At 69.4% G+C, this 24,817-nt stretch carries 30 protein-coding genes and 1 pseudogene; 8 read left to right on the top strand and 23 right to left on the bottom strand.

Going from position 1 to position 24,817, the window contains the following annotated elements:
* Nucleotides 1–314: 314 nt before the first annotated feature.
* The gene (locus ACODT5_RS03670) at nt 315–530 is read right to left on the bottom strand and encodes a hypothetical protein (RefSeq protein ID WP_422517728.1); all 216 of its coding nucleotides are present in this window, start codon (nt 528–530) and stop codon (nt 315–317) included.
* 296 nt (nt 531–826) lie between these two features.
* Between ACODT5_RS03670 and ACODT5_RS03665 the strand changes: the two genes are divergently transcribed.
* A complete protein-coding gene (locus tag ACODT5_RS03665; RefSeq protein WP_422517727.1) occupies nt 827–1,042 on the top strand; it encodes a DUF6207 family protein in 216 nt (71 codons plus the stop codon).
* A gap of 67 nt (nt 1,043–1,109) precedes the next feature.
* Here the strand turns inward: ACODT5_RS03665 and ACODT5_RS03660 are convergent, their stop codons facing one another.
* Complete coding sequence (locus ACODT5_RS03660; protein ID WP_422517726.1) at nt 1,110–1,589, bottom strand: hypothetical protein; 480 nt, start codon at nt 1,587–1,589, stop codon at nt 1,110–1,112.
* A 377-nt stretch (nt 1,590–1,966) separates the two neighbouring features.
* The gene (locus tag ACODT5_RS03655) at nt 1,967–3,043 is read right to left on the bottom strand and encodes a replication-relaxation family protein (protein ID WP_422517744.1); all 1,077 of its coding nucleotides are present in this window, start codon (nt 3,041–3,043) and stop codon (nt 1,967–1,969) included.
* 330 nt (nt 3,044–3,373) lie between these two features.
* On the opposite strand from ACODT5_RS03655, the gene ACODT5_RS03650 reads away from it, so the two are divergent.
* Both ACODT5_RS03650 and ACODT5_RS03645 read left to right on the top strand, forming a co-directional pair.
* Entirely contained in the window at nt 3,374–3,814 is a 441-nt protein-coding gene (locus ACODT5_RS03650; RefSeq protein WP_422517725.1) for a hypothetical protein, read from the top strand.
* Between the two features lie 154 nt (nt 3,815–3,968).
* Nucleotides 3,969–4,442, top strand: coding sequence for a hypothetical protein (locus ACODT5_RS03645; RefSeq protein WP_422517724.1), 474 nt, complete (start codon nt 3,969–3,971; stop codon nt 4,440–4,442).
* Nucleotides 4,443–5,283: 841 nt separating this feature from the next.
* Here the strand turns inward: ACODT5_RS03645 and ACODT5_RS03640 are convergent.
* Together ACODT5_RS03640 and mobF are read right to left on the bottom strand one after the other, a co-directional pair.
* Nucleotides 5,284–5,640, bottom strand: coding sequence for a hypothetical protein (locus tag ACODT5_RS03640; RefSeq protein WP_422517723.1), 357 nt, complete (start codon nt 5,638–5,640; stop codon nt 5,284–5,286).
* Entirely contained in the window at nt 5,637–7,454 is a 1,818-nt protein-coding gene (mobF, locus tag ACODT5_RS03635; RefSeq protein ID WP_422517722.1) for a MobF family relaxase, read from the bottom strand. The genes ACODT5_RS03640 and mobF overlap by 4 nt, the downstream gene beginning before the upstream one ends.
* A 159-nt stretch (nt 7,455–7,613) precedes the next feature.
* Between mobF and ACODT5_RS03630 the strand changes: the two genes are divergently transcribed.
* Nucleotides 7,614–7,808 carry a hypothetical protein gene (locus ACODT5_RS03630; protein WP_422517721.1) on the top strand — a complete coding sequence of 65 codons (195 nt, stop codon included), beginning with the start codon at nt 7,614–7,616 and terminating at the stop codon, nt 7,806–7,808.
* 142 nt (nt 7,809–7,950) lie between these two features.
* On the opposite strand, the gene ACODT5_RS03625 is transcribed toward ACODT5_RS03630, so the two are convergent.
* The 4 genes from ACODT5_RS03625 to ACODT5_RS03610 form a co-directional block, all read right to left on the bottom strand.
* On the bottom strand, nt 7,951–8,634 hold the full coding sequence (locus ACODT5_RS03625) for an isochorismatase family protein (RefSeq protein ID WP_422517720.1): 684 nt from the start codon (nt 8,632–8,634) through the stop codon (nt 7,951–7,953).
* Complete coding sequence (locus ACODT5_RS03620) at nt 8,594–9,232, bottom strand: restriction endonuclease (RefSeq protein WP_422517719.1); 639 nt, start codon at nt 9,230–9,232, stop codon at nt 8,594–8,596. The genes ACODT5_RS03625 and ACODT5_RS03620 overlap by 41 nt, the downstream gene beginning before the upstream one ends.
* A 143-nt stretch (nt 9,233–9,375) precedes the next feature.
* On the bottom strand, nt 9,376–10,542 hold the full coding sequence (locus ACODT5_RS03615; protein ID WP_422517718.1) for a ParB/RepB/Spo0J family partition protein: 1,167 nt from the start codon (nt 10,540–10,542) through the stop codon (nt 9,376–9,378).
* Nucleotides 10,539–11,744, bottom strand: a complete 1,206-nt coding sequence (locus ACODT5_RS03610; RefSeq protein ID WP_422517717.1) for a ParA family protein — start codon at nt 11,742–11,744, stop codon at nt 10,539–10,541. Before ACODT5_RS03610 ends, ACODT5_RS03615 begins: the two co-directional genes overlap by 4 nt.
* A gap of 441 nt (nt 11,745–12,185) precedes the next feature.
* On the opposite strand from ACODT5_RS03610, the gene ACODT5_RS03605 reads away from it, so the two are divergent.
* From ACODT5_RS03605 to ACODT5_RS03590, 4 genes are all read left to right on the top strand, one after another.
* Nucleotides 12,186–12,938 carry a TnsA-like heteromeric transposase endonuclease subunit gene (locus ACODT5_RS03605; protein ID WP_422517716.1) on the top strand — a complete coding sequence of 251 codons (753 nt, stop codon included), beginning with the start codon at nt 12,186–12,188 and terminating at the stop codon, nt 12,936–12,938.
* Nucleotides 12,939–13,294: 356 nt separating this feature from the next.
* The gene (locus ACODT5_RS03600) at nt 13,295–14,824 is read left to right on the top strand and encodes a Mu transposase C-terminal domain-containing protein (protein WP_422517743.1); all 1,530 of its coding nucleotides are present in this window, start codon (nt 13,295–13,297) and stop codon (nt 14,822–14,824) included.
* Nucleotides 14,821–15,867 carry an ATP-binding protein gene (locus ACODT5_RS03595; RefSeq protein WP_422517715.1) on the top strand — a complete coding sequence of 349 codons (1,047 nt, stop codon included), beginning with the start codon at nt 14,821–14,823 and terminating at the stop codon, nt 15,865–15,867. The genes ACODT5_RS03600 and ACODT5_RS03595 overlap by 4 nt, the downstream gene beginning before the upstream one ends.
* Nucleotides 15,868–16,175: 308 nt before the next feature.
* Nucleotides 16,176–17,105, top strand: coding sequence for a hypothetical protein (locus ACODT5_RS03590; protein WP_422517714.1), 930 nt, complete (start codon nt 16,176–16,178; stop codon nt 17,103–17,105).
* Here ACODT5_RS03590 and ACODT5_RS03585 read toward each other — a convergent pair.
* The 14 genes and pseudogenes from ACODT5_RS03585 to ACODT5_RS03520 all read right to left on the bottom strand — a co-directional run bounded on the left by ACODT5_RS03585 (nt 17,070) and on the right by ACODT5_RS03520 (nt 24,710).
* A complete protein-coding gene (locus ACODT5_RS03585) occupies nt 17,070–17,648 on the bottom strand; it encodes a hypothetical protein (RefSeq protein WP_422517713.1) in 579 nt (192 codons plus the stop codon). The two genes, ACODT5_RS03590 and ACODT5_RS03585, sit on opposite strands and share 36 nt — an antisense overlap.
* A gap of 109 nt (nt 17,649–17,757) precedes the next feature.
* The gene (locus ACODT5_RS03580) at nt 17,758–17,934 is read right to left on the bottom strand and encodes a hypothetical protein (protein ID WP_422517712.1); all 177 of its coding nucleotides are present in this window, start codon (nt 17,932–17,934) and stop codon (nt 17,758–17,760) included.
* 185 nt (nt 17,935–18,119) lie between these two features.
* Nucleotides 18,120–19,166, bottom strand: a complete 1,047-nt coding sequence (locus ACODT5_RS03575) for a hypothetical protein (RefSeq protein ID WP_422517711.1) — start codon at nt 19,164–19,166, stop codon at nt 18,120–18,122.
* Nucleotides 19,163–19,336 (bottom strand): hypothetical protein, encoded by a 174-nt coding sequence (locus ACODT5_RS03570; RefSeq protein ID WP_422517710.1) that lies wholly within the window; start codon nt 19,334–19,336, stop codon nt 19,163–19,165. The genes ACODT5_RS03575 and ACODT5_RS03570 overlap by 4 nt, the downstream gene beginning before the upstream one ends.
* Nucleotides 19,337–19,703: 367 nt before the next feature.
* Nucleotides 19,704–19,934: a hypothetical protein gene (locus ACODT5_RS03565; RefSeq protein WP_422517709.1), complete on the bottom strand. Its 231-nt coding sequence runs from the start codon at nt 19,932–19,934 to the stop codon at nt 19,704–19,706.
* Between the two features lie 441 nt (nt 19,935–20,375).
* A complete protein-coding gene (locus tag ACODT5_RS03560; protein WP_422517708.1) occupies nt 20,376–20,516 on the bottom strand; it encodes a hypothetical protein in 141 nt (46 codons plus the stop codon).
* A 133-nt stretch (nt 20,517–20,649) separates the two neighbouring features.
* Nucleotides 20,650–21,069, bottom strand: a complete 420-nt coding sequence (locus tag ACODT5_RS03555) for a hypothetical protein (protein WP_422517707.1) — start codon at nt 21,067–21,069, stop codon at nt 20,650–20,652.
* Nucleotides 21,066–21,507 (bottom strand): annotated as a pseudogene (locus ACODT5_RS03550) (NUDIX domain-containing protein). Before ACODT5_RS03550 ends, ACODT5_RS03555 begins: the two are co-directional and overlap by 4 nt.
* Before the next feature lie 2 nt (nt 21,508–21,509).
* Nucleotides 21,510–21,713 carry a hypothetical protein gene (locus ACODT5_RS03545; RefSeq protein ID WP_422517706.1) on the bottom strand — a complete coding sequence of 68 codons (204 nt, stop codon included), beginning with the start codon at nt 21,711–21,713 and terminating at the stop codon, nt 21,510–21,512.
* Nucleotides 21,710–22,492, bottom strand: a complete 783-nt coding sequence (locus tag ACODT5_RS03540; protein WP_422517705.1) for a hypothetical protein — start codon at nt 22,490–22,492, stop codon at nt 21,710–21,712. The genes ACODT5_RS03545 and ACODT5_RS03540 overlap by 4 nt, the downstream gene beginning before the upstream one ends.
* Before the next feature lie 49 nt (nt 22,493–22,541).
* Entirely contained in the window at nt 22,542–22,751 is a 210-nt protein-coding gene (locus tag ACODT5_RS03535) for a hypothetical protein (protein WP_422517704.1), read from the bottom strand.
* Nucleotides 22,748–23,746, bottom strand: coding sequence for an AAA family ATPase (locus tag ACODT5_RS03530; RefSeq protein WP_422517703.1), 999 nt, complete (start codon nt 23,744–23,746; stop codon nt 22,748–22,750). Before ACODT5_RS03530 ends, ACODT5_RS03535 begins: the two co-directional genes overlap by 4 nt.
* The gene (locus tag ACODT5_RS03525) at nt 23,743–24,096 is read right to left on the bottom strand and encodes a hypothetical protein (RefSeq protein WP_422517702.1); all 354 of its coding nucleotides are present in this window, start codon (nt 24,094–24,096) and stop codon (nt 23,743–23,745) included. The genes ACODT5_RS03530 and ACODT5_RS03525 overlap by 4 nt, the downstream gene beginning before the upstream one ends.
* Entirely contained in the window at nt 24,093–24,710 is a 618-nt protein-coding gene (locus tag ACODT5_RS03520; RefSeq protein WP_422517701.1) for a hypothetical protein, read from the bottom strand. The genes ACODT5_RS03525 and ACODT5_RS03520 overlap by 4 nt, the downstream gene beginning before the upstream one ends.
* Nucleotides 24,711–24,817: the final 107 nt, after the last annotated feature.

The raw sequence follows: 24,817 nt of genomic DNA, 5'->3' as shown, positions 1-24,817 counted from the left end.
GGCATACCCGTTCACGATCTCCCTCGCCCGTTCCACGACGAGAGGCCACCGGATCCGTTCACGCGCCATACCGGTACATGTACCCCTCGAGGCGGCCGACGGCCCCCGGGATACGGATAGACCTCTCCCCTCGGCTATCGCGAGGAAAGAGGTGTCGGTTTCCGAAGGGGGCTTGCCCACGGGCTCTGACCTGCACGGATGCAAGATCACAAGTTTCGGGGGGTCCCACTCCCGGTCACACCTGCGGTCCCCCGCCTAGCGCAACCCTGCAGACAACCCTCCAGCCCCCTTCCCGGTGCAACCCCTGCCGAGGCTCAGCGGGAGGGCTCCCAGCCCTCGGGGACGGCTCCTCGCCACTCGACGAAGTCGGGGTCGGTGAGGTCCACGTCCTCGGCGTTCTCCAGCCCGGCGGCCGCTAGGAACACCCGGATGTCGGCAGGCCGGTGCGCGACCCCGATGGCGACACCGTCGTAGCGGACCCGGCGCCAGCCCTGCTCGTCGGGCCGGTAGACGATCAGCTTCGCGACCATGCGCCCACCCTCTTCCCACACCTCGCCACCGGCACCCGGCCGCGCTCGAACGGGTGACGCCCGCCCCCGAGCCGCAGCGCGCGGGCAGCCGCACCGGCGCCTGCGGCCGCGGGGTACGTTCGGAGGTACGGGGTGCGGCCCTGGCCATCAGGGCCGCGACGGGGGCCGCACCCCGACACCCGGCCGGGCTCCTGGCAGGCGATACCAGCTCGCGTGGACTGGCTTCCCCGTCCCTCGTGCGAGTGGAACCGGCCCCGTCGGCGAACCGCTTCGCTTCCACCGCCGTCGCTGCGGTCATGAAGCCGATCGACGCGCAGCACATCGCGGAGCCCGGCCTGGTGGTCTTGGACATCACCGGCGGGGACGAGGACACCGTCCGGGCCGTCATGGCCGGGCTGGAAGAACGCTGGGCAACCTCCGGCATCGTCCCGGTCCGCCGGGACCCCGGTGAGCCCGGCGTGCGGGCCCGGGTCTACGCCGACGTCCTGCGCCCGGGACGAGACGGCCCGTAGGAGAGGCCCTGGGCAAGCCTCCCTCGCAGAGGGCTTACCCAGGTTCGCCTCAGGCTTGCCCAGGCACTCAGGGTTGCCCGGCCTCCGCGCCCCACAGCGGGCGGGCAAGCCCTGTGCCGTCGCAGTGGACGCAGCGGCCACCTCCAGCCGTTCCGTGAACCGCGATGGTGGCGGCGGCGTGGCGCAGGAGTCGGGTGAGGCCGTCGACGTGGGCCGGGTGCAGGGCGAGTTCGTGACGCTTGCCGACCATCACCTCGAGCGCGACCCCGGGCCCGGCGTAGCCCAGCTCGCTGGTGATGCCGTGGGTGACCGTGCGGATGAGGTCGTGGAGGTGACCCATCGTCTCCAGCCCGGACAGCTCCACTCGTGCGGTGAGCAGGAGGTCGTCCGGCTCGGTGAGGGACAGCAACGCCTCCGGTCGCTCGAACGGCACGAGGCGGCCGACCGGGTCGCGGTGCGCGGCGTGAAGACGCGCCAGGGCAAGCCACATGTCGCCCGCATCGCTCTGCCCGAGCGCAGCCGGGTTCTCTTGCTTGTTTCGTCTCATGGCTCCGGTCTACGGCCGGCGAGAGGGCTCCGGGCGGCTCCGGGACTTCGCGTTCCAGAAGGTGGCGCCGCGACCTTGGGAGCCATCCCGCCCTGCGGCCCGTACGGTGGGCAAGCCCTCCGTACGGTGGGGCTTGCCCACCGGACTCCGTGACCGGTCGGCAAGCCGGCCGTGACCGATCCGTCTCCGGAGATCGGTCAACCAGCACGTCAGCGCCCGTGACCGATCCGTGCAACTCCCGGCCGAGCCGGTGACCGGTCAGCCACGGCCCCACCGGGCGCCCCCGTGCGCACCGTGACCGACAAGGCCCGGCCGGGATGGGCAAGCCCGGTCCGGGGTGGCTTGCCCAGGCTCTCCCTGGGCTTGCCCGATGCCGGTCAGCGGTTGGCGGGTTCGGGGTAGCGTCGGCGGCGCCGGTCGGGGTCGTCGACCCCGGCCTCGTACCAGGGCTCCCCTCGCTGGAGCCGGGGCAGGGTGTTCACCCACACCGCGATGGTGATACCCCGGACGTCGGCGGTGAGTGCCCGGCGGCGGTTGTCGAGGAGGTGCTCGGCCTTGCCCGCCAGGACGACGTACAGCAGTGGGAAGCGCTCGGAGCGGGTGTAGCGGTGGAGCTGCCAGAACGGGTAGGTCCCGCCGATGGTGCCGCGGGCGCCTTCCCAGACGCGGTGTCCGGCGTAGCGCTCGTAGTCCCAGACCTCCTTGGCGAGGCGGGCCTGGGACATGGTGCCGTTGTCGAGCTCGAAGAGGCGCACCTCGCTGGTCTTGGTCGGCACGGCGAGGACGGCGTCGGTGTTGAAGGACAGGCCGGTCTGCTTGATGGAGTGGTTGACCTCCACCTGCCAGTCCGTCAGGCATCCACGGTCTCCGGACAGGACCGTGTCGGTGTAGGCGAGGATCATGTCCGTCACTGCGAGACCGTGCGGTCCGAGTCCGGCTTGAACGGCCTTCGCTCCGGTGCCGGCCTTCGGGCGGGGCGGTAGCTCATTGCCTTCGGCCAGAGCCTTCTGTCCCGCCACCGTCAGGTTCCAGATCTGGTGCTTGCCGTCCTTGCCGTTCGTCTCCGCCAGTCCGAGCTTCTCCAGTTCCACCATCGCCCTGCGCACGTACGACCGGCCGTCCGACTCCTCCCCCGTGATCACCGAAGCCATCTGCTGCACCGTCGCTATCCGCACACATCCCAGCAACCTCAAAGCCTCAGCCCTCACCTTCCCGGCTGTAGGAGTGGACCTCTTTCCCTTCGCTGGTGTCTCAGGTGAAGTTAGAGAGGTGTCAGCGTGCCGGGAGGCCCCCTTGCGGGCGGTGTGAGCTGCGGTGATGGGTACGACGTTGGAATCGTTCACGGCACTGGATACGGCACTGGCTTCCGGGCCGCCCCGAGGGCTCTCGCCACCCCTTGTCCAGGTGGGGTGCGGCTGCGGGTCAGGCTGGGCGGGCGAAGTGGGAGGGGGCATCGGATCCTCGGTTCTCCGGCGGGCGGCCGGATTGGTGAGCTGGACCAGCTCGCACGCCGCAGCGCACGAACTGGTGGCCACCGTGGAGAAGACCCCCTTGTCCGCGGTCTGACTTCCCCGCCCGGACCGTGTCCCCTATGCCCCCAAAAACCCTTTGGCCGGGCGGATATGTCCGTGACGGGTGCCACATCTACAGCCCGGCTTGTTGCGTCCGGGCGGGGAGGGAGACCTCTCCCTCCCCAAGCGCTCCCTCTGTCCACAGGCCCGCGGCCACAGGCTCCTCTTAAGGCCGCCGCGATCAGCGGGGCGGCCCGTACCTGAGGAGCTTTCATGCCCGAGAACACCGTCACCATCCCGCTCGCCCCGATGGAGCTGGACGACGTCGCCGACGCCTTCGCCTACATCCGGGCGCTGCAGGCCGGCGACATCGACACCGCCTGCGCGGTCGCCGACCACACAGGCCCGGAGCTGCACCGGCTGCTCCTGGAGATCGCCGCACGCGTCTTCATCCCGGTCACCGCCGTGGACGACTGCGACGGGGAACCCTGCGCGCACTCCTTCCTGGCCGCCGCGCTCGGCCGGCTCCTGCTGGAGCTCCTCTGCGACGGCGAATGCCTGGCCAATGCGCCGGGCATCGCCGAGACCATCATCCGCTTCACCGACAACATCCTCACCGACGAGCACGGCGACGTCGCCGACGTCCTGCGCCAGCTGGAGGCCGCGGGGATGAAGCAGGCGAAGGCGCACCCGGCGCACCGCACCACCGCGTAGCCGCACCTCCGATCCGGTGCCGGTACGCGTCACCCGATCCGCGAAGCATTCACGTTCATCGCCAGGCGTAGGCCGCTGTCCACAGGCCCGCGCGCTGAGTATCCGTCTTGAGGCCGCCGCGATCAGCGCGGCAGCCCGTACCCGAGGAGACCCCGTGTCCGAGACCATCACCATGCCGCTGACCCCGATGACCCCCCACGCGGTGATGAGCGCCTTCAACTACCTCCGGGCAATCGAGGCCGGCGACACCGAAGCCGCCGCCGAGTTCATCGCCGCGGAGCCGCGGATGCCCGCGCTGCTCATAGAGGTCGCGCACCACATCGTCATCCCGACGACCAACCTCCCCGACCGGGATCAGGAAGCGGTGCCGTGTGACAGCTCGTTCGCCCTGTTCGAGCTGGGGATCTGCTTCCTGGGCACCCTGCGTTCCTGGCACGAGCAGGCCGGCGCCGACGCGGCCGAGGGCCTCGCCCTCACCGTCATCCGGTTCATCACGCAGATCCTCACCCAGGACCACGAGGAAGTCGCCGACGTCCTGCAGCACCTGAACGCCATCGCCTTCGGCCAGGCACTGGAGGCGCACCCCGCACCGGCCGGAACGCACCCGGTGCGCACCACCGCGATGTAGTGCGCACCGTCGATGTCGGTGGTGCGCCCACGGTGCGCACCACCGACGGCCGGCGCGGTGCACCGTGCGCACCGCCGCACCGCACCGCGCGCACCGCACATCGTGGTGCGCGACATCGCGCTGGAGCTCCGCACCGAGCGCGGCACCACGGGGCGACGGGCCCCCTATCACACACCCCCTTGTCCGCGACCTGATCGGCGGCCGTGACCGGCTCTGTCAAGGGGAAACACCCCGGTAGCGAACCCGGTCAAGGAGAAACGTGCGGCCGCCCAGACCTGGACAAGGGGTAGGTGGTCGGCCACCCGAAGCCGGACAAGGGGTAGGCAGTCGGCCGGTGCGCACGATCCGGGAGGTGCGCTTCGCGTGCGGTGCGGACCATCGGATGCCAGACATCGTCGTGCGGGCGACTGCCGAACATCGTGGTGCGCACGGTGCGGTGGTGCGCACGGTGCGGTGGTGCGCACGGTGCGGTGGTGCGGTGGTGCGGTGGTGCGGATCATCGAGTGCCCGGCAGCGTCGACTGGTGCGGGCGATCCGGGCGGTGCGCACCGGGTGCGGTGCGGAGCATCCGATGCCGGACATCGTGGTGCCCGCGAGCGTGCCGGGCATCGTCGCAAGGCGCACCGGGAGCGATGGCGGACATCGTGGTGCACACCGGAGAGGCGTACATCGTCATCCGGTGCGCACCACGGTGGAGTCCACTCGGTGGCGTCCATCGGGTGTCGTCCATCGGGTGTCGTCCATCGGATCCAGCTCGCCGAGTGGAGCCCATTCGATGTCGTGCATAGCCACCGGATGCAGGTCATCGTCGGCTCCCCTCGGTGGACGATGCCCGGCATCGTCACCACAGCCAGGCGGTGGAGTGCCGCACCCGGGACAGGGTGCGGGCATCGCGGCGCGCGGCGGCGTTGCCGATCCGGCTCTGCCGGGAGCGGGGCCGGCGCGACTGCCCGGCGGCGAGGCGGCGCATCCCGGCGTCCTGGAGCCGCCGCCGCTGTTTGCGCAGTTCCTTCTTCTCCTCCGCCTTCGACTTCAGTTTCCGGGGCCGCTTCCACACCGGCTGCCACCCGAGGTCCTCATCGAGGCCGGGCTCCTGGTCCTCGTCGAGCGCGGCGGCCATCTTCTTGTGGGCTGCGCGGGCTCGGGCGAGGGCGTCCTCGAGTCCCGGGATCTCCGGGTTCTCCTCCGGTGTGCTCATGCGACTCCTCCAGTGGGTGTTCGGCCCGGCGTCTGCTGCATGCCGGGCTGCTGGGTGGGCGGGGACGCGGCCGGGGCGGGCTTCGGTGCGGGGCCGCGGGTAGCGGCGCGCTCACGGACGCCGTCCTGGAGCTTGGCGGCCATCTTGGCGACCGCCTCGAACGTGGCGCGGGTCACCTCCAGCGTGGCAACATCGGTCCCCTGCTCCTGGCCACGGCCGGCCTTCCGGTCCGTACGCAACGGATACGCGCGAGACCTCGATGCGCCGGACACGGCAACTGTGTGCGGGCGGGCACGGGAGCCCAGGCGGTCCGAGCGGCGCACTGCACGGACCCGGGCAGTCAGCGCTCCGGCGGCAAGGCGGGCCCGCTCGTAGAGAGGAGCGGGCCGCTTGCGGGTCAGCGGGCGCAGCACGGCCTGGTCGTCGGTGTCGCGCGGGTACAGGGCGCGCAGATCGGCGGTCATCATCCGGCCCCGCCCGACAGGCCGGGTGTAGTCGTCGACGACGGTCTGCACGATCTGTTCGTCCAGGCCGGGCTGGTGGGGTCGGCCGCGCAAGACGTAGGAGAGGTGGCGGCGGGCTTCGGCGAGCAGGTGGTGGCGCTTGAACGCGCCGCGCATCACGTACACCACGGCCACGACGTCGACGGCCGCCAGGACGACGTCGACCACCGGACGCACCCGCGCCCACACCGCCGCGGCCGCCGCCCGCGCCCGCTCCGCGAGTCGCTCGATGATGTCGGCGCCGAACCTGCGGATCGCCGACTCCCGCCAGATCGCGCGCAGTTCGGACAGCGACCGGAGCTCCTTGCGCTTGTGCGGGCGGGTCCGGTCTGCGGCCTGGCAGGCCAGCGCGTAGCCGGCCCGCTCCCCCGGCGCGTGCCCGTGCTCGGCTTCGTACTCCGCCGTGATGATGGGCAGCGCGTCCTCGATCTGCTGGCGGCGGGTCGACTGCCAGCCGATGAGCCGCTGGTCGATGCCCGAGATCTCCATGACGGGCCGGCGGCCGGGCGTTACCTCGCGCGGCTCCCACGCCCACCCGAGCCGGGCGGACACCTCCTCCATGAAAGTCAGTACGTAGAGGGTGTCGGCCGCGACGATGTGGGCCAGCATCGAATCCGCCGACAAGTTGCCCCACGTGCCCTTCTCGTCCGGCCGCCGGGCACGGATCGACACCAGCGCATGATCGTGGAGAAGGGGCTTCGACTCCGCGGCTCTGGACTCGTAGTGCCGGAAGACCGCGACCATCAGTCCGTCTCGGACACCGGCCCGGTGCTTGCCGCCGCCCTTCCAGCGGATCTGAGCGATCGACTCCTCCAGCCACTCCAGCGTCTTGTCCCGGGCGATGTCCTGGCACAGCTCCAGCACGAGGCGGATCTCGTGGCCCATCAGCGCCCACGCGATGTGGACCGTCGGCGGGGGCCGGAACACCAGGTGCATGCCGAGCCAGGGGACGCGCTCCTTGGCCTTGTCGGTCTTGGGTGAGCGGTTGTACTCGAAGGGCCTGCCCAGCACGGTCGCCCGCCGGGCCTTCGCCGGATCGTCGCTCGCCTCCAGGCGCTCGCGCTCGATCCGGTCGGCGTCCGGGTGCCGGCCCTCGCCCAGGAGGAGTTCGGCCTGCCGCTCGGTCACCACATCCCCGGCTACCAGGCCGACCGCGGCCAGGCCCTGGCCCCTCCAGATCCCGGGCGGGACACCGGCCTCGTCCTGAGCGGCGCGCAGCGACGTGCCCGCCCCGCGGTGGCCGTCGCCGACCATCACGCCACGGAAGAGATAGCGCCCGTCTCCCGGACGGATCGGTGTTTGACTGATCATCGGCCCATGGAACACCGGGCTTGACCTGCGGGAAAGCGTGATCCGGGGTCCTTCCCGCCGGGCGGGAGGCCATCACCAAGTCTTTACCGGAGCGCCCGCCAGGCGGACCGCGGCCGCAGCCCGAGACGGTAGGCCGCCAGTGTGTGCACCCCTCCCGCCATGAACATCACCAGGTACGGACAGCCCTGCCCCCTCTGCCACCAACGGCTGCTCCTAGACGTGCTCCAGGTGCGCTCCGCACAGTCCGACTTCCCCACCGCCGAGCGCATCACCAGGCGACGATGCCCCGGCTGCCAGACGGACCGGCCCGAGCAGTGGGCGAAGGCGATGCGGGACAATTACGGCGACGCCTGACAGTGCCGTGCGAATGCTGCGCGCACGGGACGCGCCACCTGGGCGTACGGACCCGAGCGCCGCCCTGGCACCCCGCACGTGATCTGGCGCCGCATCGGCTCCCACTCCATCCTCACCGGCCCCTGACGTACGGGGCCGACCGTCAGGCGCTCACGGCACCATCAATCAGTGCGAGGACTTCCGAGGTGGGCCGGACGTCTCCGAAGGACCGGTAGACCGTGTACAGGGTGGCGTTGTGGTCCTGGTCGCGGCCGGTGGAGTTGGCGTCGGCGACCATGATGACCCGGTAGCCGAGCGCCGAGGCGTCGCGGGCTGAGGATTCGCAGCAGACGTTCGTGACGGTGCCGGTGATCAGTACGGTGTTGATCCCGCGATCCTGGAGCAGCTCAGGCAGCGGGGAGTGGCCGGGGAAGAACGCGCTGGGCGTCGACTTCTCCACCAGGAGGTCGTCCCTACCGACGGTGAGACCGTGCCACAGCCGGTCTCGTAGGGGGCCGGTGCCGCCGGAGTTGCGGAACATCTCGGCTGCTTCAGGTCCGTGGAATTCGTCGCCGACTGGCGTGCGGTCAGTGCGGGCAGGAAGGACCCAGGCGACCGTGCCTCCAGCCGACCGGAGGCTCTGGGCGAGGTGCTGGATGTTCGGGACGATGCCGCGGGTGTAGGGGTTGGCGTCGACGAAGAACGGCACCATGTCGATGACCACCAGAGCGGTACGGGCGGGATCGAGGTGCGTGTACGCGTACCGGCGGCCCCGTCGTTCTTCCTGGCGCCGGTACTCCCGTTCATCAATCTGCCATGCGTGGAGGAGCGGCTCGGCGTCTGGCACGGGTGTGCTCCTGTCGGTCGTGGTCGGGCCGGAGTTTGCGGTTGGTGCCGGATCGACCGATGTCCAGGTCGAGGAGCGCGGTCAGGGGCGTGCCGCTGTTCCAGAAGCCCAGCAGGTCGACGTCGAAGAGCACGAGGCTGTGACGGGCGGCGAAGCCGCGGGCCTGCTTGGTGAACTTGCAGGAGGCGACGAAGAGCGGGACATCCGCTCCGTGCTCGTCGCGGACGGTGCCGTTGAACTTCTGGAGATCCGGGCTTCCCACGGTGCGGTGCTTGGCGTAGCGCTTGCACTGCACCACGATTTTCCGGCCGTCCGGGAGGCGCCCGATCACGTCAGCGCCAAGGTCGTTGGCGCCGCCTACCCGGCGGACTTCGGTGCAGCCGTCCCGCCGGCATAGATCGGCGATGTACTCCTCGAACTCGCGGTCCCCCATACACCAGACCGGCTCCATCGAGCGAACGGCCTGGACCCGTGCCTGTGCTGCAAGCCGGACCTTCTCCGCTTCGGCTTCGCGGCGCCCGGCGCGCACCAGCGTTCCCGTCACTCCCCCTGCGGCCAGGACGGCTAAGACCATCACCAGCACCAGTCCTGTTCCCATGCTCTGTCCCCTCCCCTTGCCCGGCTGTCCGTGCGCTCTACAACTCCCCCATGGAGCACGGATCCATCCAGACGAAGAGAGGCCGGACTCTCGACTGAGTCCGGCCTCTTCGGGAGGTGTGCTCACGCACACCCGGGTATCGATCAGATGGTGCGTAGGTCGGCTGCCACCGCAGCGAGGATCGAGGCAAGTTGGAGGCGACCCTCCTTGGGGAGGCTACGCGCGAGGTCGGCGACCAGCGCTTCCTTGCTTCCGCTGCGCTCGACATAGCGATGCAGGAATCGAGTCCGCTGCTCTTCATCCAGAGTCGCGAGGGCGATGTCCATGACGGCGTTGCCGTCGTGCCAGGGCATATGGGGAAGCGTCCGAACGTCCGCCAGCCGGGTCGGCGGGTCCTCCACACTGATAACGGCGTTATCAGTCGACGGGGGCGCCGCGCTCTGATGCTCGGCCTCTGAGGTGATAACGGCGTTATCAGTCGGCTGCGGGGCCACGCTGACGTCGTCTTGCTGTGCAGCTGTGGAGGGTGCGCTGATAACGGCGTTATCAGTTGCAGGGGCTGATTGCTGCGTCGGCACGGAGCTCCGGCGCCGCGGTTGCGGGGCATGTGCTCGTTCGTCGGCTGTCGCCCGCTGCTCTTCTGGCGTGAGCTTGGCCAGGCCGCGGACGTGTTCGACCTTGCGTCGGCCGGCTTCGAGATCTGCCTGAAGGTCAGGGGCGAGCGCCAGGAGCGAGAGGCGTTGGGAGATGTATGGCTGTGTCACTCCCAGCCGCTTGGCCGCCTTGTGCTGTGATCCGTAGAGCTTCACAAGCTGGCTGAGGGCATTGGCCTCCTCCAGGTCGGTCAGGTTCTCGCGCTGGGCGTTGGCGACGAAGGCGGCTTCGAGCAGCTTCTCGTCGGTGGCCGCCAGAGCGTCGTTAACGGTAATGCGGATGGAGTCGATGCCTGCTTCACGGGCGGCTGCGAGGCGTCGGTGACCGTCGATGACGACGTACTGAGCTCCGTCTGCGAGTTCGTTTTCGCGGCCGGGTCGCTCATTCAGGTATGCCTCGACGGTGGCGACCGTGATCGCTTGGACGAGTCCGATCTCGGCGAGGCTGGAGGCCAGTCCCTCGATGTCTCCCAGGGTGTCACGGGGGTTGTCGGGGTTCGGGCTGATGCGGTCGAGGCTGAGTTCGGTGACGTTCTCGTCTTGGGCTTCGCCTGTGGCGGCTGCGATGAGCTGTCCTCGGGTACTGCGGGCGAGGGCCGCCCGGCCGAAGGAGCTGGAGCTCCCAACACGGTCTGCGGCGGACTGGCGGGTGCTCACGTGATCTCCCGGACGATCTTGCGCATGGTCATGGCTTGGTCGCACTCCGGTGCGTAGGACAGGAGGGGCGTCTTGTTCCTGACGGCCTCGCGCTGTTCCTTGAGGCGCGCGACCTTGGCGAGGACGCGGGGGTCGCCGAGGGACTCCCACTCTCTGAGCGAGGACGTGACGACGTAGCCGTCGCGCGCGTCGTACATGTTGACGACGAGGCCGAGGTACTCGACGTCGATGCGCCAGTCCGTCTTGCCGGATTCGATCTGCTCTATCAGCAGCTCGTAGGCGTCCGCTGACGAGTCTTCGGCCTGCACGATGATCATTACGCCGGACTGGTTCTTGGCTTCGCCTTCGCGGCGCCGCCCGTAGTAGATCGCGGCGTCCATGCCTACTCCGAGGCTGGGGGGAGAGTCGACGAGGATGACGTCGTAGTCCTTCTCCAAGGGCTCAAGGGCACGCTCCAGAGTTGCCTGCCTGTTGCGGTCCATCGCGATCATGATGTCGAGGAGGAAGGCGTCCGGGCAGGAAGGCAAGACGTGGAGCCGGTCTCCATATCGGTCGTCTTCGACAACGACTACGAGGTCCCTGATCGAGGCGTCCTTGATCTGGCCGGCCATGAACTTGGCCAGGCTCGGCCCCTTGGCGGGAAGGCTCTGCAGGCCAAGCTGCTTGGTGAGGTGACCCTGGGGGTCGTAATCGACCAGCAGGACGCGCAGACCCTTGCCTCGAAACTCCTCCAGGAGCGCCTCGGTGTTCTTGGCCGAGGTTACGTAGGTCTCGCCCTCTGCCAGGGCCTCGCCGACGCCAGCGGAGATGGCGGTCTTACCCACGCCGCCTTTCTGGTTGCACACCACAATGCGGCGGGGGATCCCTGTGACGGGCCTGTACTTGGGGGAGGGATGCGTCTCCAGCCACAGGCCGACCGCCTGCGCGAGACCTTGCACGAAGGGAATGCCGCGCTCGCCGCAGGCCGCCTTGAGGTCCTCCCACTGGCCTGGAAGCAGCCAGGTCGAGAACGTCACGGACCCTGCCGTGTCGATGACTTCGTGCACTCCTGGGGAGCTGCGCCAGGCGTCGATGCCTTCGGTGACAGCGTCCTGGATGTCCACTCCGAGTTCGGCTGCTCGTACCTTCAGGTCCTGGCGTAGCTCGACTGGCAACTTGGAGACAACTTTCTCTCTGTCTCCGGAGGGGCTTTGGGTGACCATGAAGGCACCTTACTAACTCACAGGGCGCCTCGGGGTCTCCGACTCGCACAATGCGCGCGAGATTCCCACCTGTTTACCCAAGATGATCAAGGTTTGCTGATAACGGCGTTATCACTCAGGCCCGCTCATGCGGCCTCACCTCGATTCTTTCGGCTGTCCGTTCTCAACGAACTCAGTCGTTCCCGCGGCTGACCAGCGGCGACCAACTTCGCTGAGACGGCTGCTCCCCGGGGACTCTGGCCCTCCGGCCAGCGGCGACTGGATTCCCTGAGATGGATCGCAGTCGACTCGGTTCGGTGAGACGAGACACCGGGAACGCAAAGAGGCCCTGTCCCCAGCTGTCCGTTGTCATCCAATCGAGGCGTTTGACAGCGAACCCAGTCGTTTCGGCTTCTTTGCCAGCGAACCTAGTCGTACCGGGTGACGGGCTGGGGGTGCTGGGTGGCTGAACCGGTTGGGGTGGAGTCTGCAGAAGCACGTGTCGAGCTGTCGTACGTGGGCGCCGTACGCGAGCGGTTGAGGCGTCCGCTGCTGGACTGTGTGACGGCCCGCTTCGAGGACATCGCTCCGGTGCGGCGCTTTCGCTGGTCGCGAGGTGAGCGTCACTTCCCTGGCTGGTACTGGGCGGCTACGACCGGGCAGCATGTGGGGTTCGAGTCGTGGCTGGAACGGGACCGGCTCCTGCTGATGGACTTCGATTCCACGGTGGCGGGGATCGCCTCGCAGCCGTTCTGGCTGCACTGGTACGACGGCAAGCGGGAGCGTCGGCACGCTCCGGACTACTTCGTGCGTCGGGTGGACGGCTCGGCGGTGGTCGTTGATGTTCGCGCGGACGACCGGATCGAGCCGAAGGACGCTGAGGCGTTCGAGGTGACCCGTCTGGCCTGTGATCAGGCCGGCTGGGGCTTTGAGCGGGTCGGAGTGCCGGAGAAGGTGCTGTCGGCGAATGTCCGGTGGCTGTCGCGCTACAGGCATCCCAGGTGCTTGAACAGCCCGATTGCGGACCGGCTCCGGGAGGTCTTCGCGGCCCCGTGCCCGTTGATGGCTGGCGCGGATGCAGCCGGCGACCGCCTCGCGACGCTGCCCGCGCTGTTCCATCTGCTTTGGCTCCAGGAGCTGACCGCGGAGGAGATGACGGTGGAGTTGCTTGGCCCGTCCACGATCGTGCGCCTGGTGAGTGGAGGTGTCCGGTGACGGGGAAGGGGCGGCGGGTTCCTCCGACGGCCAGGATCGCGGAGTTTCCTGAGACGGCTGCCGGACAGGCTCGCTGGTGGGAGAACCACATTCTTGAGGTCCTGGACGGATTGCCTCCTGATGCTCCCGAAGGGACTGCCCCACGGCCGGAGTTCGACCCGAGGGTGAACTCGCTGGCCCAGCGCGAGCGGGCCAAGGCGGCCGAGCTGACGGCGGCCGGACACGCGATGACGGCCAGCGGCATCAAGCAGCGGCGCCAGCGTTACCAGCGCGACGGTCTGGTCGGACTGGCCGACGGCCGGTCGGCCAAACGGATGCCGGCCTTCGGCAGGGTTGCCCCGGCGGTGACCGAGGCAATGCAACAGGCGATCGCCGAGACGGCCGAGGCATCGTCGAAGACGATCGGCTTCGTGGTCTGGCGGGCGACGCAGATCCTGGCGGCCCGTGAGGACGCGGCGGACATCGAGGTGCCCTCACAGCGCACGCTCTACCGGCTGTTCGACAAGATGGCCATCGGCACCCATGCGACGGGCTCGGCGACCACCCGCCGTTCTGTGAATGCGCGTCCGGCCGGGCCATTCGGGGAAGTGCCGGCCTGCGCGCCGGGCGAGTGGATGCAGATCGACTCCACGCCGCTGGATGTCCTGGTGCGGTTGGACGAGGGGATCGCCGAGAAGGTCGAACTGACAGGAATGGTCGACCTGGCGACCAGGTCCCTTCCCGCTGCGGTGCTGCGGCCGACGACGAAAGCGGCTGATGCTTCTGCTCTCCTGGCCCGGAGTGTCACTCCTGAGCTGATGCGTCCGGGCTGGTCAGAAGCCCTTCGGATGTCGAGGTCGGTTCTGCCGCACCGGCGGCTGCTGGGCTTGGACGAGCGGCTGGAGCACGCGGCTGCGAGGCCGGTGATCGTGCCGGACACGATCGTCTGCGACCACGGCAAGGTCTTCATCTCGAACAACTTCCGTGCGTCCTGCCGCTACTTGGGCATCAGTCTTCAGCCGACTCACAAAGCGTCTCCCTTCGAGAAGGGCACGATCGAGAAAACACTGGGCTCAGTGGCCACGCTGTTCGCACAGTTCGTAGCGGGCTACACCGGCCGGTCGGTGGATCGCCGCGGCCGGGGCCTGGAGAACGGTCCTCTGTGGTCGCTGCCGGAGCTGCAGAGCTTGCTGGACGAGTGGATCGTCGCCGTCTGGCAGAACCGGCCGCACGATGCACTGCGGGACCCGGATTCGCCGAAGCGGGCGTTCTCACCGAACGAGAAGTACGCGACGCTGCTGGAATCGTGCGGCTACGTTCCGGCCCCGCTCAGCGGCGAGGACTACGTCGAGTTGCTGCCCGAACGCTGGCAGGCGGTCAACTCCTACGGCATCCGGATCAACCACCGGACCTACGACGGTCGCGAACTGGCCCCGTTGCGCCGGCAGCACTCCGGGGTGGTGGAGAAGAAGGGGTTGTGGGAGATCCACTACGACCCTTACGACGTCTCCCGGGTCTGGGTACGCGACCGCCGCGGAGAGGCAGATCAGTGGATCACGGTGTTCTGGAAGCACTTGCACCGCGTCGGCGTCCCGTTCGGTGAGATGGCTTGGGACCACGCCCGCGAGCAAGTTCCGGACGGGACCGAGGAACAGATCGCCGATGCTGCCGCCGCCTTGCTGCGGCGGGCCCACAACGGCCCACTTGAGGAGAAGGGCCGCTCGGCCAGACGCTCACGGCGCGACCGGCGGGTCGCTGCCCGCACCCGGGCCACCGCCACCGACCGGCCGATCCCTGACCTGCCCGCCTCCGAGCCCGCGCACGACGAGGAGGCGGACACCGACGTGGCCAAGGTCATCCCTCTGGGCCTGTTCAACCCGCTCGCCAACCCCTGGAGGCGCACGTGACCATCTCCGAGCCGACAGCCCGCCACCCCGCGCTGGGCGAGGCGGACGCCGAGGCCAACCGGCAGCTGACCACCCTGGACGGATGGCGGAAGTCGATCGAAGGCCCGCCGGCGCCCCCGGTTCTTTTGCCGCCAGGCGATCTGAAGCGGCTGTCCACGAGCGAACGGGATCTCTACGACGAAGACCGGCTCGACCACCACGCCCGAATGCTCGTGGTCGCGACCTCGTTCGTCGAGAAGACCGTGGTCTGCGGCCGCCGCCTGGTCCTGCTCAACCGCCACGCGATCAGCGCCCGCCGCGGCCTGATGGTCTCCGGGCTTCCCGGAACGGGCAAGACCAGCGCCATCACCCAGCTCGGACGCGCCCACGAACTCCTCGACCGGGCCCGCCACCCGAACGTCGCCGACCGCATTCCCGTCCTCTACATCACGGTCCCGCCCGCCGCGACCGCCCGCATGGTCGCAGCCGAGTTCGCCCGCTTCCTGGGCCTGCCGGTCCGGCCCCGGTCGAACATGACGGACATCATCGAGGCCGTGGTCGGCGTCTGCACCGATACCCGCACCGGCCTCGTGCTGGTCGATGAAATCCACAACGTTTCGCAGGTCACCCGGGCAGGGGGCGAGGTCTCCGACACCTTGAAGTACTTCTCCGAGCGCATCCCCGCCACGTTCGTCTACGCGGGCATCGGCCTGGAGACCAGTGAACTCCTGGCCGGCACCCGGGGCGCTCAGATCTCGGGCCGGTTCACCCTCGTCCCCACCCGCCCCTTCCCCTACGGCGCCGAGTGGAAGGGACTGGTGGCGACCATGGAGGAGACCTTGCTCCTGCACGACCACCCGCCGGGAACCTTGGTCAAGCTGGACCGCTACCTCCACGATCGGACCGCCGGGATGATCGGAGCGCTCTCCCACGCCATCCGGGGCGCCGCGATCGACGCGATCCTGAGCGGCACCGAGTGCGTCACCAAGGAAGGACTCGCCGCGATCCCGCTGGACCACGCGGCGGAGACCCAGAAGAAGCCGGCCAGGAAGGCCCCCAGGTGACCGGCGCACCCGCACGGCTTCCCATCCAGGCCTCACCGCGACTCGGTGAAGGCACCGATCCATCCGTTCGCCCTCACCTCGTCGAACATCTGGTTCCGCTTCCCGTTCGTGTTCGCCCGCGGTCTGAAGAGTCCGTTGACTCCTACGTCCGCCGCCTGGCCCTCGCGAACCATCTCAAGCCCAGCTACCTGCTTAGTTATCTTGCCGGACCGCCTGACTACGGGCCCGGGAAGCGTCCACGACCTGACCGGCTCGCCGCTCTCACCGGACGACAGCAAGACGTTCTGGAACGAGCTCTGTCCGATCTGGTGCGTCAGAAGCCCGCGAATCCCAAGAAGCCCAAGCGCAGCTTCACGAAGGCCGCGGACAAACCCGCGCTCTTCGCGGCGATCCGCCGAGACGCCGAAGTCGAACGGCTGCCCGTCTCACATCTGGCGAGACGCCACCGCGTCAGCCCCGCCACCGTCCGCCAGGCCCTGAACTCGCCCACGCCTCCACCCCGAAAGAAACGGCCTCCCACCATGGGCCCGGCCAAGGGACGCATCGGCCCCACAATCGACGCCATCCTCGACGAGTACGCCGCCGCCCACGCCGGCTGTTTCCCCACCATGAGGGTGATCTGGGAGAAGCTGCTGGACGAACACGGTGTCACTTCCGCCTACGCCACCGTCCACCGCTACCTGGCCAGCCATCCCCATTGGAGCACGGACACCCTGGCCCGGCAGCCCGGCCAGCCTTCAGGAGACTTCCTTGCGGCCGCTCAACTGCCCTTCTACGGCAACGTGATCAAGCACTACCAGGCGCTGCTGACCGCAATCCGCCGCGACCCCGCACGACACGGACTCGACGGCTCTTACGCCACTACGACAGCCTTCCTGCTCGGCCTCGACGCCGGCAGCTCGTGGAGCATGCTCACCGGATTTCAGGAATGGCTCGTCGTCCGGCTCGGCAAGGGACATGACCTGACCTGGCCCGTTCTCGTCCGACACCTCACCCCCGGAGGCTGGGTTCACCCGCTCTCCGCACCCGCCGACACCGCGGCGGTGACCACACTCCACCGACTCATCGGGGAATTCTTCACCACACGAGAGCAGCCGGACGGCCTCGCCCGAATCTTCCGGGACTACCAGTCCTGGGCGACCACCCAGGACTGGTACCACCTCGCACAAGCCCAAGACGGGTCTGATCGTTTGCCATCCAACCTAGTCGCCCCAGGTCAGGACACCGCACCCGACTAACTTCATTGTCAACGGACACCAGCTGTGCCGGGGACAGGGCCTTAGGTGGCGGCAATCGGCGGCTGTCGTCTGGGCGGCCGGGTGCCGCATGACGGTGATCGGGATGGCGCCGGGCTCGGTGGGCGGGGCGTAGACCAGGCGCCAGGTGTTCTCCCACTCGCAGGCGCAGGCGCAGGGGTGGTCGGGGTGCGGGTGGCTGAGGATCACGGCGTGGGTGTGGACGGCTCGCGGGATGCGGGGGATGAGCTCTGCCGAGTCGTCGCCGGGGTAGAGGTGCAGGTTTCGCCAGCCGTGGACGCGGTCCATGTAGGCGGCTGCGGCCTTGATGACGGCGGCCCAGGGCTGGTGTCCGAGGGCGACGAAGGCTGCCGGGAAGAGACTCTCGTCGTCGGCCGATCCTCCAATGCCGGTGATGTGCACGCCGCCCTGGGTGAGGAAGCCGTGCCTCTTGGTGTCCTCGTCTGGGGTCCAGATCTGTTCTGCGGGGCGCCTCGTTCCGTCGGCGGCTCCGGTGGGTTCGATCTCGTACAGGGCGCTGGTCATGCGCTCACCTCCGCGATGGCGGCGGCCAAGAGCTCGGCGACGTCGGCCTCGTACGGGTCGCTGTAGTTCTCGCGGTTGCTGACGTCGCAGCGGCGGAACACGCGACGGATCATCGGGAGGTCTCCTGCTCGGGGAGGTTGAGGTGGGTGCCGGCGGACATCTTCAGGACACGGGGGAGGTGTACGTGGAGGTGTTCGACGTGGACCTGGCGGCCGCGGGCGCGGAGTTCGCGGGCAAGGAGTTCGGTGAGACCGGATGCCCATTTCCGGACTAAGAGAACGATCAAGGTTCAGGCCTCCTCGACACGAAAGCGGCCCCGTCTGTGACGGGGCCGCTCGTTGTGACATTGATGTTGGGGCCGCTTGGGCACGTCGTTTGGATCTCCGGTAGTTGGCCAAGGCGGCTTACCGGACAGTCGATCGCGGTGTCGATTGTGGCGTAGGCGTCGGTGCGGAGGACTTCCGCGCGAGCTCACTGGAGCAGTTCGAAGTGGGGGTGGTGAGGGGAAGACGGGCAGACGTGGAGCTGCAGGTTGTTGCCGCCGGTGATGTCGATCAAGGTGAAGTTGCCGTCCCGGGCGCCCAGGGGCGGCGGGCCCGGGGTCGGCCGGTCCTCCTCTGCGATCCAGGTCGCGCTGCCACCGTCCCATTCCCATGAGGCGATGGTGAGGAGAGGGACCGCCTCGGTGCCGCACTCCGGACAGGCGCGGTCGACGGGGTCGGTGGGGCTCCAGCTGGTCCAGCCGCCGGTTTTCCAGCCGGGGGCGGTGCAGAGGTTGTTCAGGTAGAGCTCGCCCGGATCGTAGGCGTACGCGTTGTACTGCGCGGGGTCGATCGTCTCCCAGCTGCTCTCGTCGTCCAGCTGCTCCCGAAGCTCCTTGCTCAACTCGCTGGGGTGCGGGTAGTCGGTGACCTGCTCCGGTGAGAACAGGCACGGCTCCGGGAGGTAGCAGCCGTCCTGGACGATCGGCGGCTCGGGCGGGGCGTCGAGGACGTCGGTGATGGTGGCGGAGGACCGCCAGAAGAGGGCGGTCTTCGGGTGTGCCATCTCGTGATCGAAGGGGCACCACAGGACTTGAAGCAGGTCCGCGTCGGGCGGGCAGGGGAAAGGGATGTCGCGGGCGTGCAGCTGGGCGACGGGCACGAGAGGGATCGGGCCGTCGAACCATGGGCGGCCCGCCCTGATCAGATCCAGGGTCTCCTGTTCCTCGGGGGTCTGCTCGGGTGCCTCGCGGTCGAGGTGAAGGCGCTCGGCCGCTGCGGCGAGGACACGGCGCTGGAGCCGGATGTCGTCCGGGGAGTTGATCCTGAGCGCCGCATGCCTGTCGTGCGGTTCTTCGCAGTACGGCCACGGCTCGTCGGCGGGCCACAGGAGCGGCCCGCCGACGGAGCTGTCGTGCACGGTCGGCGACCCGGGCCGCGGGTGCAGCCGGGTCGCCGTGCGCGCCAACGGGACCAGTTGAGGGAAAAGCACGGTGACGTCGAACGGCCGCGGCGGGGTGGTAAACATGGCGCTCATAGCGGTGATGCTGCCAGCAACCACTGACGGTCAGCCTTGGAGTCCGGGCTCGCGACCTCGTCCGCGAGCGCCTGGAGTTGCACGGCGGTACGGGCGATGAGGGCGCGGGCGCCGGGGGTGGCGAGGACATGGGCGTAGACGTCGGGGTCCAGGCCGGTGCGGTAACGCATCGGGGGTCGTCCGCGGGGTTGCGCAGCGCTCGCCGGAGATCCACGTACAGGCCGTCCGTGACGAGGTTGTGGGCGCCTTCGTGGCGGAAGCCGATGGTGCTGATGACAGCGCTGACGGGGCCGAGCCCGTCAAGGAGGGGGGGCTGCATGCCCACCACGATTTCGGCTGGAGAGGTACCTCGGCAGTAGTTGCCCGCTGCCTCCTTCACCATGTGCGCCGGCGGTTGAGTTCGTGAGCCGACCGCAGCCCTTCTCCATCACCACGGTAGAGACAAGAAGCTCCGAACACCGCCCCGATCAGCGCTTCCCTTCAAAGGAACTACCTATATCCGCAGGGGCATCTTCGTCTCGTCGTCTGCACGTTGGACTACCTGAGTGCGGCGATCAGCATCAGGAAGCCCAGCACGAAGACCACCGACCAGAAGCACCCCACCAACAGGTTGTACTGCTGGTCGGCCTGGTCCGCGCTCTTGCCGAAGTCGTGCCGCCACAGCCTCCGATCACGGGCGAGCAGCGTCCCGCAGGTCGGGCACGATTGCCCGGCTACGTAGTGCAGGTACACCGTGATGGGACCCGTCTTGCACGACGGGCACTCCACCGAAGCCGTCGATAGACCGCGCCGACTGAGCACCCGGGGCAGGACCGGCGCCGGGTAGGTCTTGCCGGGCCGGGACTGGGGCTGAGCCGGGAGAGGCTGGAGCTTCCGCAGCGCGGCGACACTATCCCCCAGCCGGAGCGTCTCGCCGCTCGCGTCCCAGACCCCACACCGGCACCGCCAGAACCTCGGCGTCCCCTCGGGTTGGAACTCCTGCGCACATATCACGCAGTTCCCTCGCACAGTTTCCCTCCCCCTCTACCTCCAGACCGTGGCACTCGATGATGTCTAGAAGATCGGCACCCCGATAGTCCTTGAGCCGGCCGCCTTGCCAGCACCACCGGAAACGACAAGGCCCCATCTCAAGCCTCACGACGTAAGGCGGATCTTCACTCGAGAAGAGCCGCACCCTATCGAGATGGCGAAGTTGTCCCTGCCTCCGTGTCAGAACGGCTTGGGCGGGTGCGGCGGGTGCGATGGCCGGATGAGGATGCGCGGATGGAGTGGCCCCGGGGTGAAGCCGCGGCGCAGGTAGGCGCGGTGGATGGCCGGGCTGGTGGCGGCGGTGTCGGTGAAGACGGTCACGAAGGTCTCCTCGAGTTGAGGGGTAGCAGCCGGGGCGGCCGGGCTCGTGGCCGGCGGCCGCCACGGGCCGGACATGGGTGAAGCGGCCCGTCACTGGGGCGGGCCGCTTCGGGGGCGCTGATCGCAGTGGCGGTCAGCCGCTGGTGGGGGTATTCATGCGCAGTTCGGCCAGGGCGATCCCGACCGTGGCGCAGGACCCGGAGCAGAACGCGCGGGCGGGCATGGTCGAACCCTGGACGTGGATGCGGACCCAGCCGCGGCGCTGCACGCTGCGGCCCGCGACCTCCTGGCCGCATCCGTCGACGGGGCAGTCGCCCGGCGGCAGGATCCGGCGTCCGGGCTGGGAGCCGGACGCGGCGGTGACGTACTGCCCGCCGTACCACTCCCGCTGCTTCTGTGAGCGCTCCTGCACCGGCTTGCTGGTGCGCTGGGCCTCACGGACGGCTGCCAGGCAGCCGCACGCCTCGGTCGCGGGGACCTTTCGGTAGGTGTGCTGGCGGTAGCCGCGCATGCTGCCGTGATCGATCCCGGCTTCCTGCCCTATGACGCTCACCGCGCGGTCTCCTTCGAGGTGGTGAGCGCCACGGCCGTGTTCAGGATGTCGGCGTGGTCGAACGCCAGCGGCGGCAGGCCCTCCAGGGGCCACCAGCGGGCGGCGCGGGCATCGTCCCCGGCCATGAGCGGGGTGTCTGCGGGGACGATGGCCATGTAGGCGACGGTGACGTACCGGCCGCGCGGGTCGCGATCGGGCGCGTCCCACACGCCGACTTGACGCAGGCTGTCGGCGTCGACGTGGACACCAGTTTCCTCCGCCAGCTCCCGGACAGCGGCGGCACGGCTCGACTCCTGTCGGTCAACGTGCCCGCCGCATGAGGGCCCATTCGCCCTCATGCGGCGGCCAGCCGCGCTCGATCAGCAGGACGTCGCCGTCGGGGGTCAGGGCGACCACGTCGGCGGTGTAGCGGATGGTCTCGGGCTCGGGCTCGGTCATGCTCACCTCTCGGTTGGTCGGGCTAGTGGGTGTTGGCGTTGGTGACGACGAGGAAACTGGTCGCTGGCGAGGTCCATGACGACGTGGGCGTCGGTGCCCTGAGTGCGCTGGGCGGCGGCGTATTCGTCGGCGGGCCACGAGCCGCGGGGGTGGCCGGCGGGGAACCGCTCCAGGACTGTGTGCTGGGCGGGAAGTGTGCTGGTCATCGTTTCGCCGTCAATGCCGGGGTGGGGGAGTCGAGGCTCACGCCGCGCAGGGCGTCCAGGACGTACGCGTCGAAGCGGGCCTCGTGCTGGGTGGCCATGGCGAGGCCGGCGGCACGGCTGCGGGCGTACTGGGCGGCGCCCGCGCTAGTGCCGGTTCCGGCGAGGGCGCGGTCGGCGGCGTTGGCTGCCAGGCGCCGGTTCCAGTGCTGGGCGGTGGACTCGCGACGGGCGCGGGCGGTGTCGTGGGCCAGAATCTCGGCCTTCATGCCGCTCGTGGTGTTCGGGGCGCCGGCCAGCCGCCAGTTCTCGCGCCGCTCAGTCATCTGCCGGGGATCGGCGTCCCAGTCGGCGGCCCACTGCGGGGCAAGCTGGGGGATCTGGCGGGCGACGACGTCCAGGACCTCCTGGCCGCGGGTCCCGAGTGCCTGCCAAGCGTCGGTCTCCCCCAGTACGCGGATCTGGTGGGAGAGCAGCCGGTAGGGGAAATAGCGCCCTGACCAGTTCCCGGTCTCGCCGAGGGGCTCCACGATCCACAGCCTCACGGGCCAGGTGACCGGCCAGATCTCCGTACCCTCCAGCGCCTCACCGACGCGCTTGACCATGGGGAAGTAGGAGAAGCGCGTCTCGTCGTACCACTGGGTGCGGCACGGCGTCGGGTGCTCGATGACGTCGCCGACGGAGTCGGCGAGGCTAACGGGGGATAAGCGGCGGCTGCGCTCGATGATGCCGTCGGCCGGGGTGGCCATGTACCAGATCGGATGCTTCGGGGTACGGGTCACGAGGTCCTCCAAAAGGTGTTTGGGGGCGGCCCTGGGTGGGCCGCCGGGGTCACAGGGACAGGTTGAGATCGACCGTGATGCGGGTGCGGCGGTCGCCGTAGTCCCGGTGGGGGTCGTGCACGGTGCGGCGGTGCGCGGCGAGGCCGGCGGCGCCGCCCTGGACCGGCAGGTTGCATTCGTCGCAGCCATACAGCCACTCATCACCGGCCGGAAGCTCCGCCGGGGTGAGGGGGTGCGGTCCGTCGGCGGCGCGGCTCATTCGAAGACCGCTTCGGCGAGCTGCGCGTCGAGGTCGGCGCGACTGTCGGGGTTGTCGCCCCGGCCCCGGTAGTGGTCCTCGGGGTCGACGGCGCGGGGGCCGCCGTGGGCGGTGCAGAAGGTGTCGCGGTGCTGTTCCCAGCCGCCGGTGTGCGCGGTGAGGAGCTCGGAGGCTGAGCCGACCGGTGCCCACGCCGGAGCTGTGCAGTCCTCGTCGACGGGGCAGGGCATCAGCACCTCGAAGTCGACGTGCCCCTCGCCGTCAACGTCGGTACGCATGGTGATGGTCAGCTGGTCCGCTCCGAGACGGATGTCGCCGACGCGGTCGCCGTCTGCGAGCTGTGATCCGTCGCGCCACTGCCACAGCGCCAGGACTTCGGGACCGAAGTAGGAGTGGATCAGGAGCTGGTCGCCCAGGCTCCCGCTGCGGTGGTCGAGCTCCTGGCGGCGGGTGTCGATGGCCCGCTGCAGCAGCGGCTCCAGGCGGTGGATGTTGTTGGCGAAGACGACGTGGTCGAAGCCCTCGGAGTGCAGGCCGGGGAAGGCGGCGACGGCTTCGGCGTGCTGGCGGCGTACGACGTCGTCGGGCACGGCGCGGGCCGGGGCGCGGTCGGCCTGGCGTGCCACGCACACGGAGGACGGGGTGGAGACCAGGAGGGCGACGGTGGCTACGCCGTAGGAGCGGGCGACCCCGAGGAGGCCGGCCCTCACGTGCTCCTCGGTGTTGGTGGCGTCGATGACCGTGGTGCGCTTGCGGGCGAGGCGGGCCTCGAGGACGGCGTGCATGACGCTCGCCGCGGACAGGCTGGCCGACTGATCGCCGGCGCAGTCCGAGATCATCGCCCTGAAATGGTCGAGCTCCAGGACCTGCGTGGACGGCCAGCTGCTCGCGAGGACGGACTTGCCGCTGCCCGCAGCCCCGATCAGGACGATGAGCGCCGGTTCGGGGATGGTCGTGTCGAGCGGCTGCATGGTGCCTTCGAACGTGGTCTTCACGGGCGTTCTCCTTGCGGGTCGAGGGTGGTGGTGGCCAGGTGCAGGCGCATCCCGGCGGAGTCGGTGAGGAACGCCGCGGCCTCCTCAAGTGCGCGCGCTGCCTCCTCGCCGTCCGGGGGTGTGAGCGCGGCAGCCCGAGAGGCCGCTCGTGCGGCGAGGGTGAGCAGCTGGTTGAGGGAGCCGAGGATGCCGTCCTGCGGGAAGGGTTCGTCGAAGAGTTCGCGCAGCGTCTCGGTGAGGAACTCGGCGTCGGCGGGGCAGTCCAGCTCGTCCTGGATCTGCTGGATGGCGAGCTTCGCGATGCCCGCCGAGGCGCGCACCCGGCCCAGCCGGCGGCCGGCGGGAGTCACCGGCGGTCGCTCTTGCGCAGGGCGATGAAGGCGGTGACCAGGGCGGCGGCCACGCCGATCGCGCGGTGTGCCGCCTCGTCCAGCTCCATCAGCGCCGTGCCCGGACCGGACACGTCCTGCACCGGCTCGGGGTAGGCGGTGCCTTTACCACCGGCCTTGCGGACGACGGTGGCGTGCTGGACGTACCCGGTCTTGCCGGTCTTCTCGGCGAGCCAGAGGAGAGGTTCGCGCCTGTCCAGAACGGCATGGGTGATCGCGTTGATCGCGGCGCCGGTCAGGAGCGCGGCCGCGGGGATCCGGTAGCCCAGGGTGCGGGTGACGGCGAGGGTGGAGGCGAGCTGCACGGCGGAGTAGCTGGCGACGTGCCGGCTGACCGAACGCCTGCCGTACGCGCTGGCGGTGCAGGTGCGGCCCTCGGCCCCGTGCCGCCACGGGTCCTCGGTGACCGGGGTTCCGTCGTTCTTGTAGACCAGGTGGGAGCCGTGCATGCCCTTGGTCGAAGCATCGTGGCTGTTCTGCACGAACTGGTCCCCGAGGCCGTGGACTCCGTCGAAGACGGCGGTCAGGGCGGCGACCAGGGCGAGGCCCTCGATGGCGCGGAGGCGATCGGTCATGCTGGGTGTGCTCCTCATCTCGGATGTTCGGGTGGGGTGTGCGGGGCGGCCGGCCATTGAGCCGATGCTGCGGCCGCCTCGTGAGCGTCTTCACCCCCGGCCGATTC

Source organism: Streptomyces tatrensis, from assembly GCF_049310065.1.
Classification (GTDB): Bacteria; Actinomycetota; Actinomycetes; order Streptomycetales; family Streptomycetaceae; genus Streptomyces.
The sequence above is the reverse complement of the archived record's forward strand: the minus strand, read 5'-3'. Positions and strand labels throughout refer to the sequence as shown.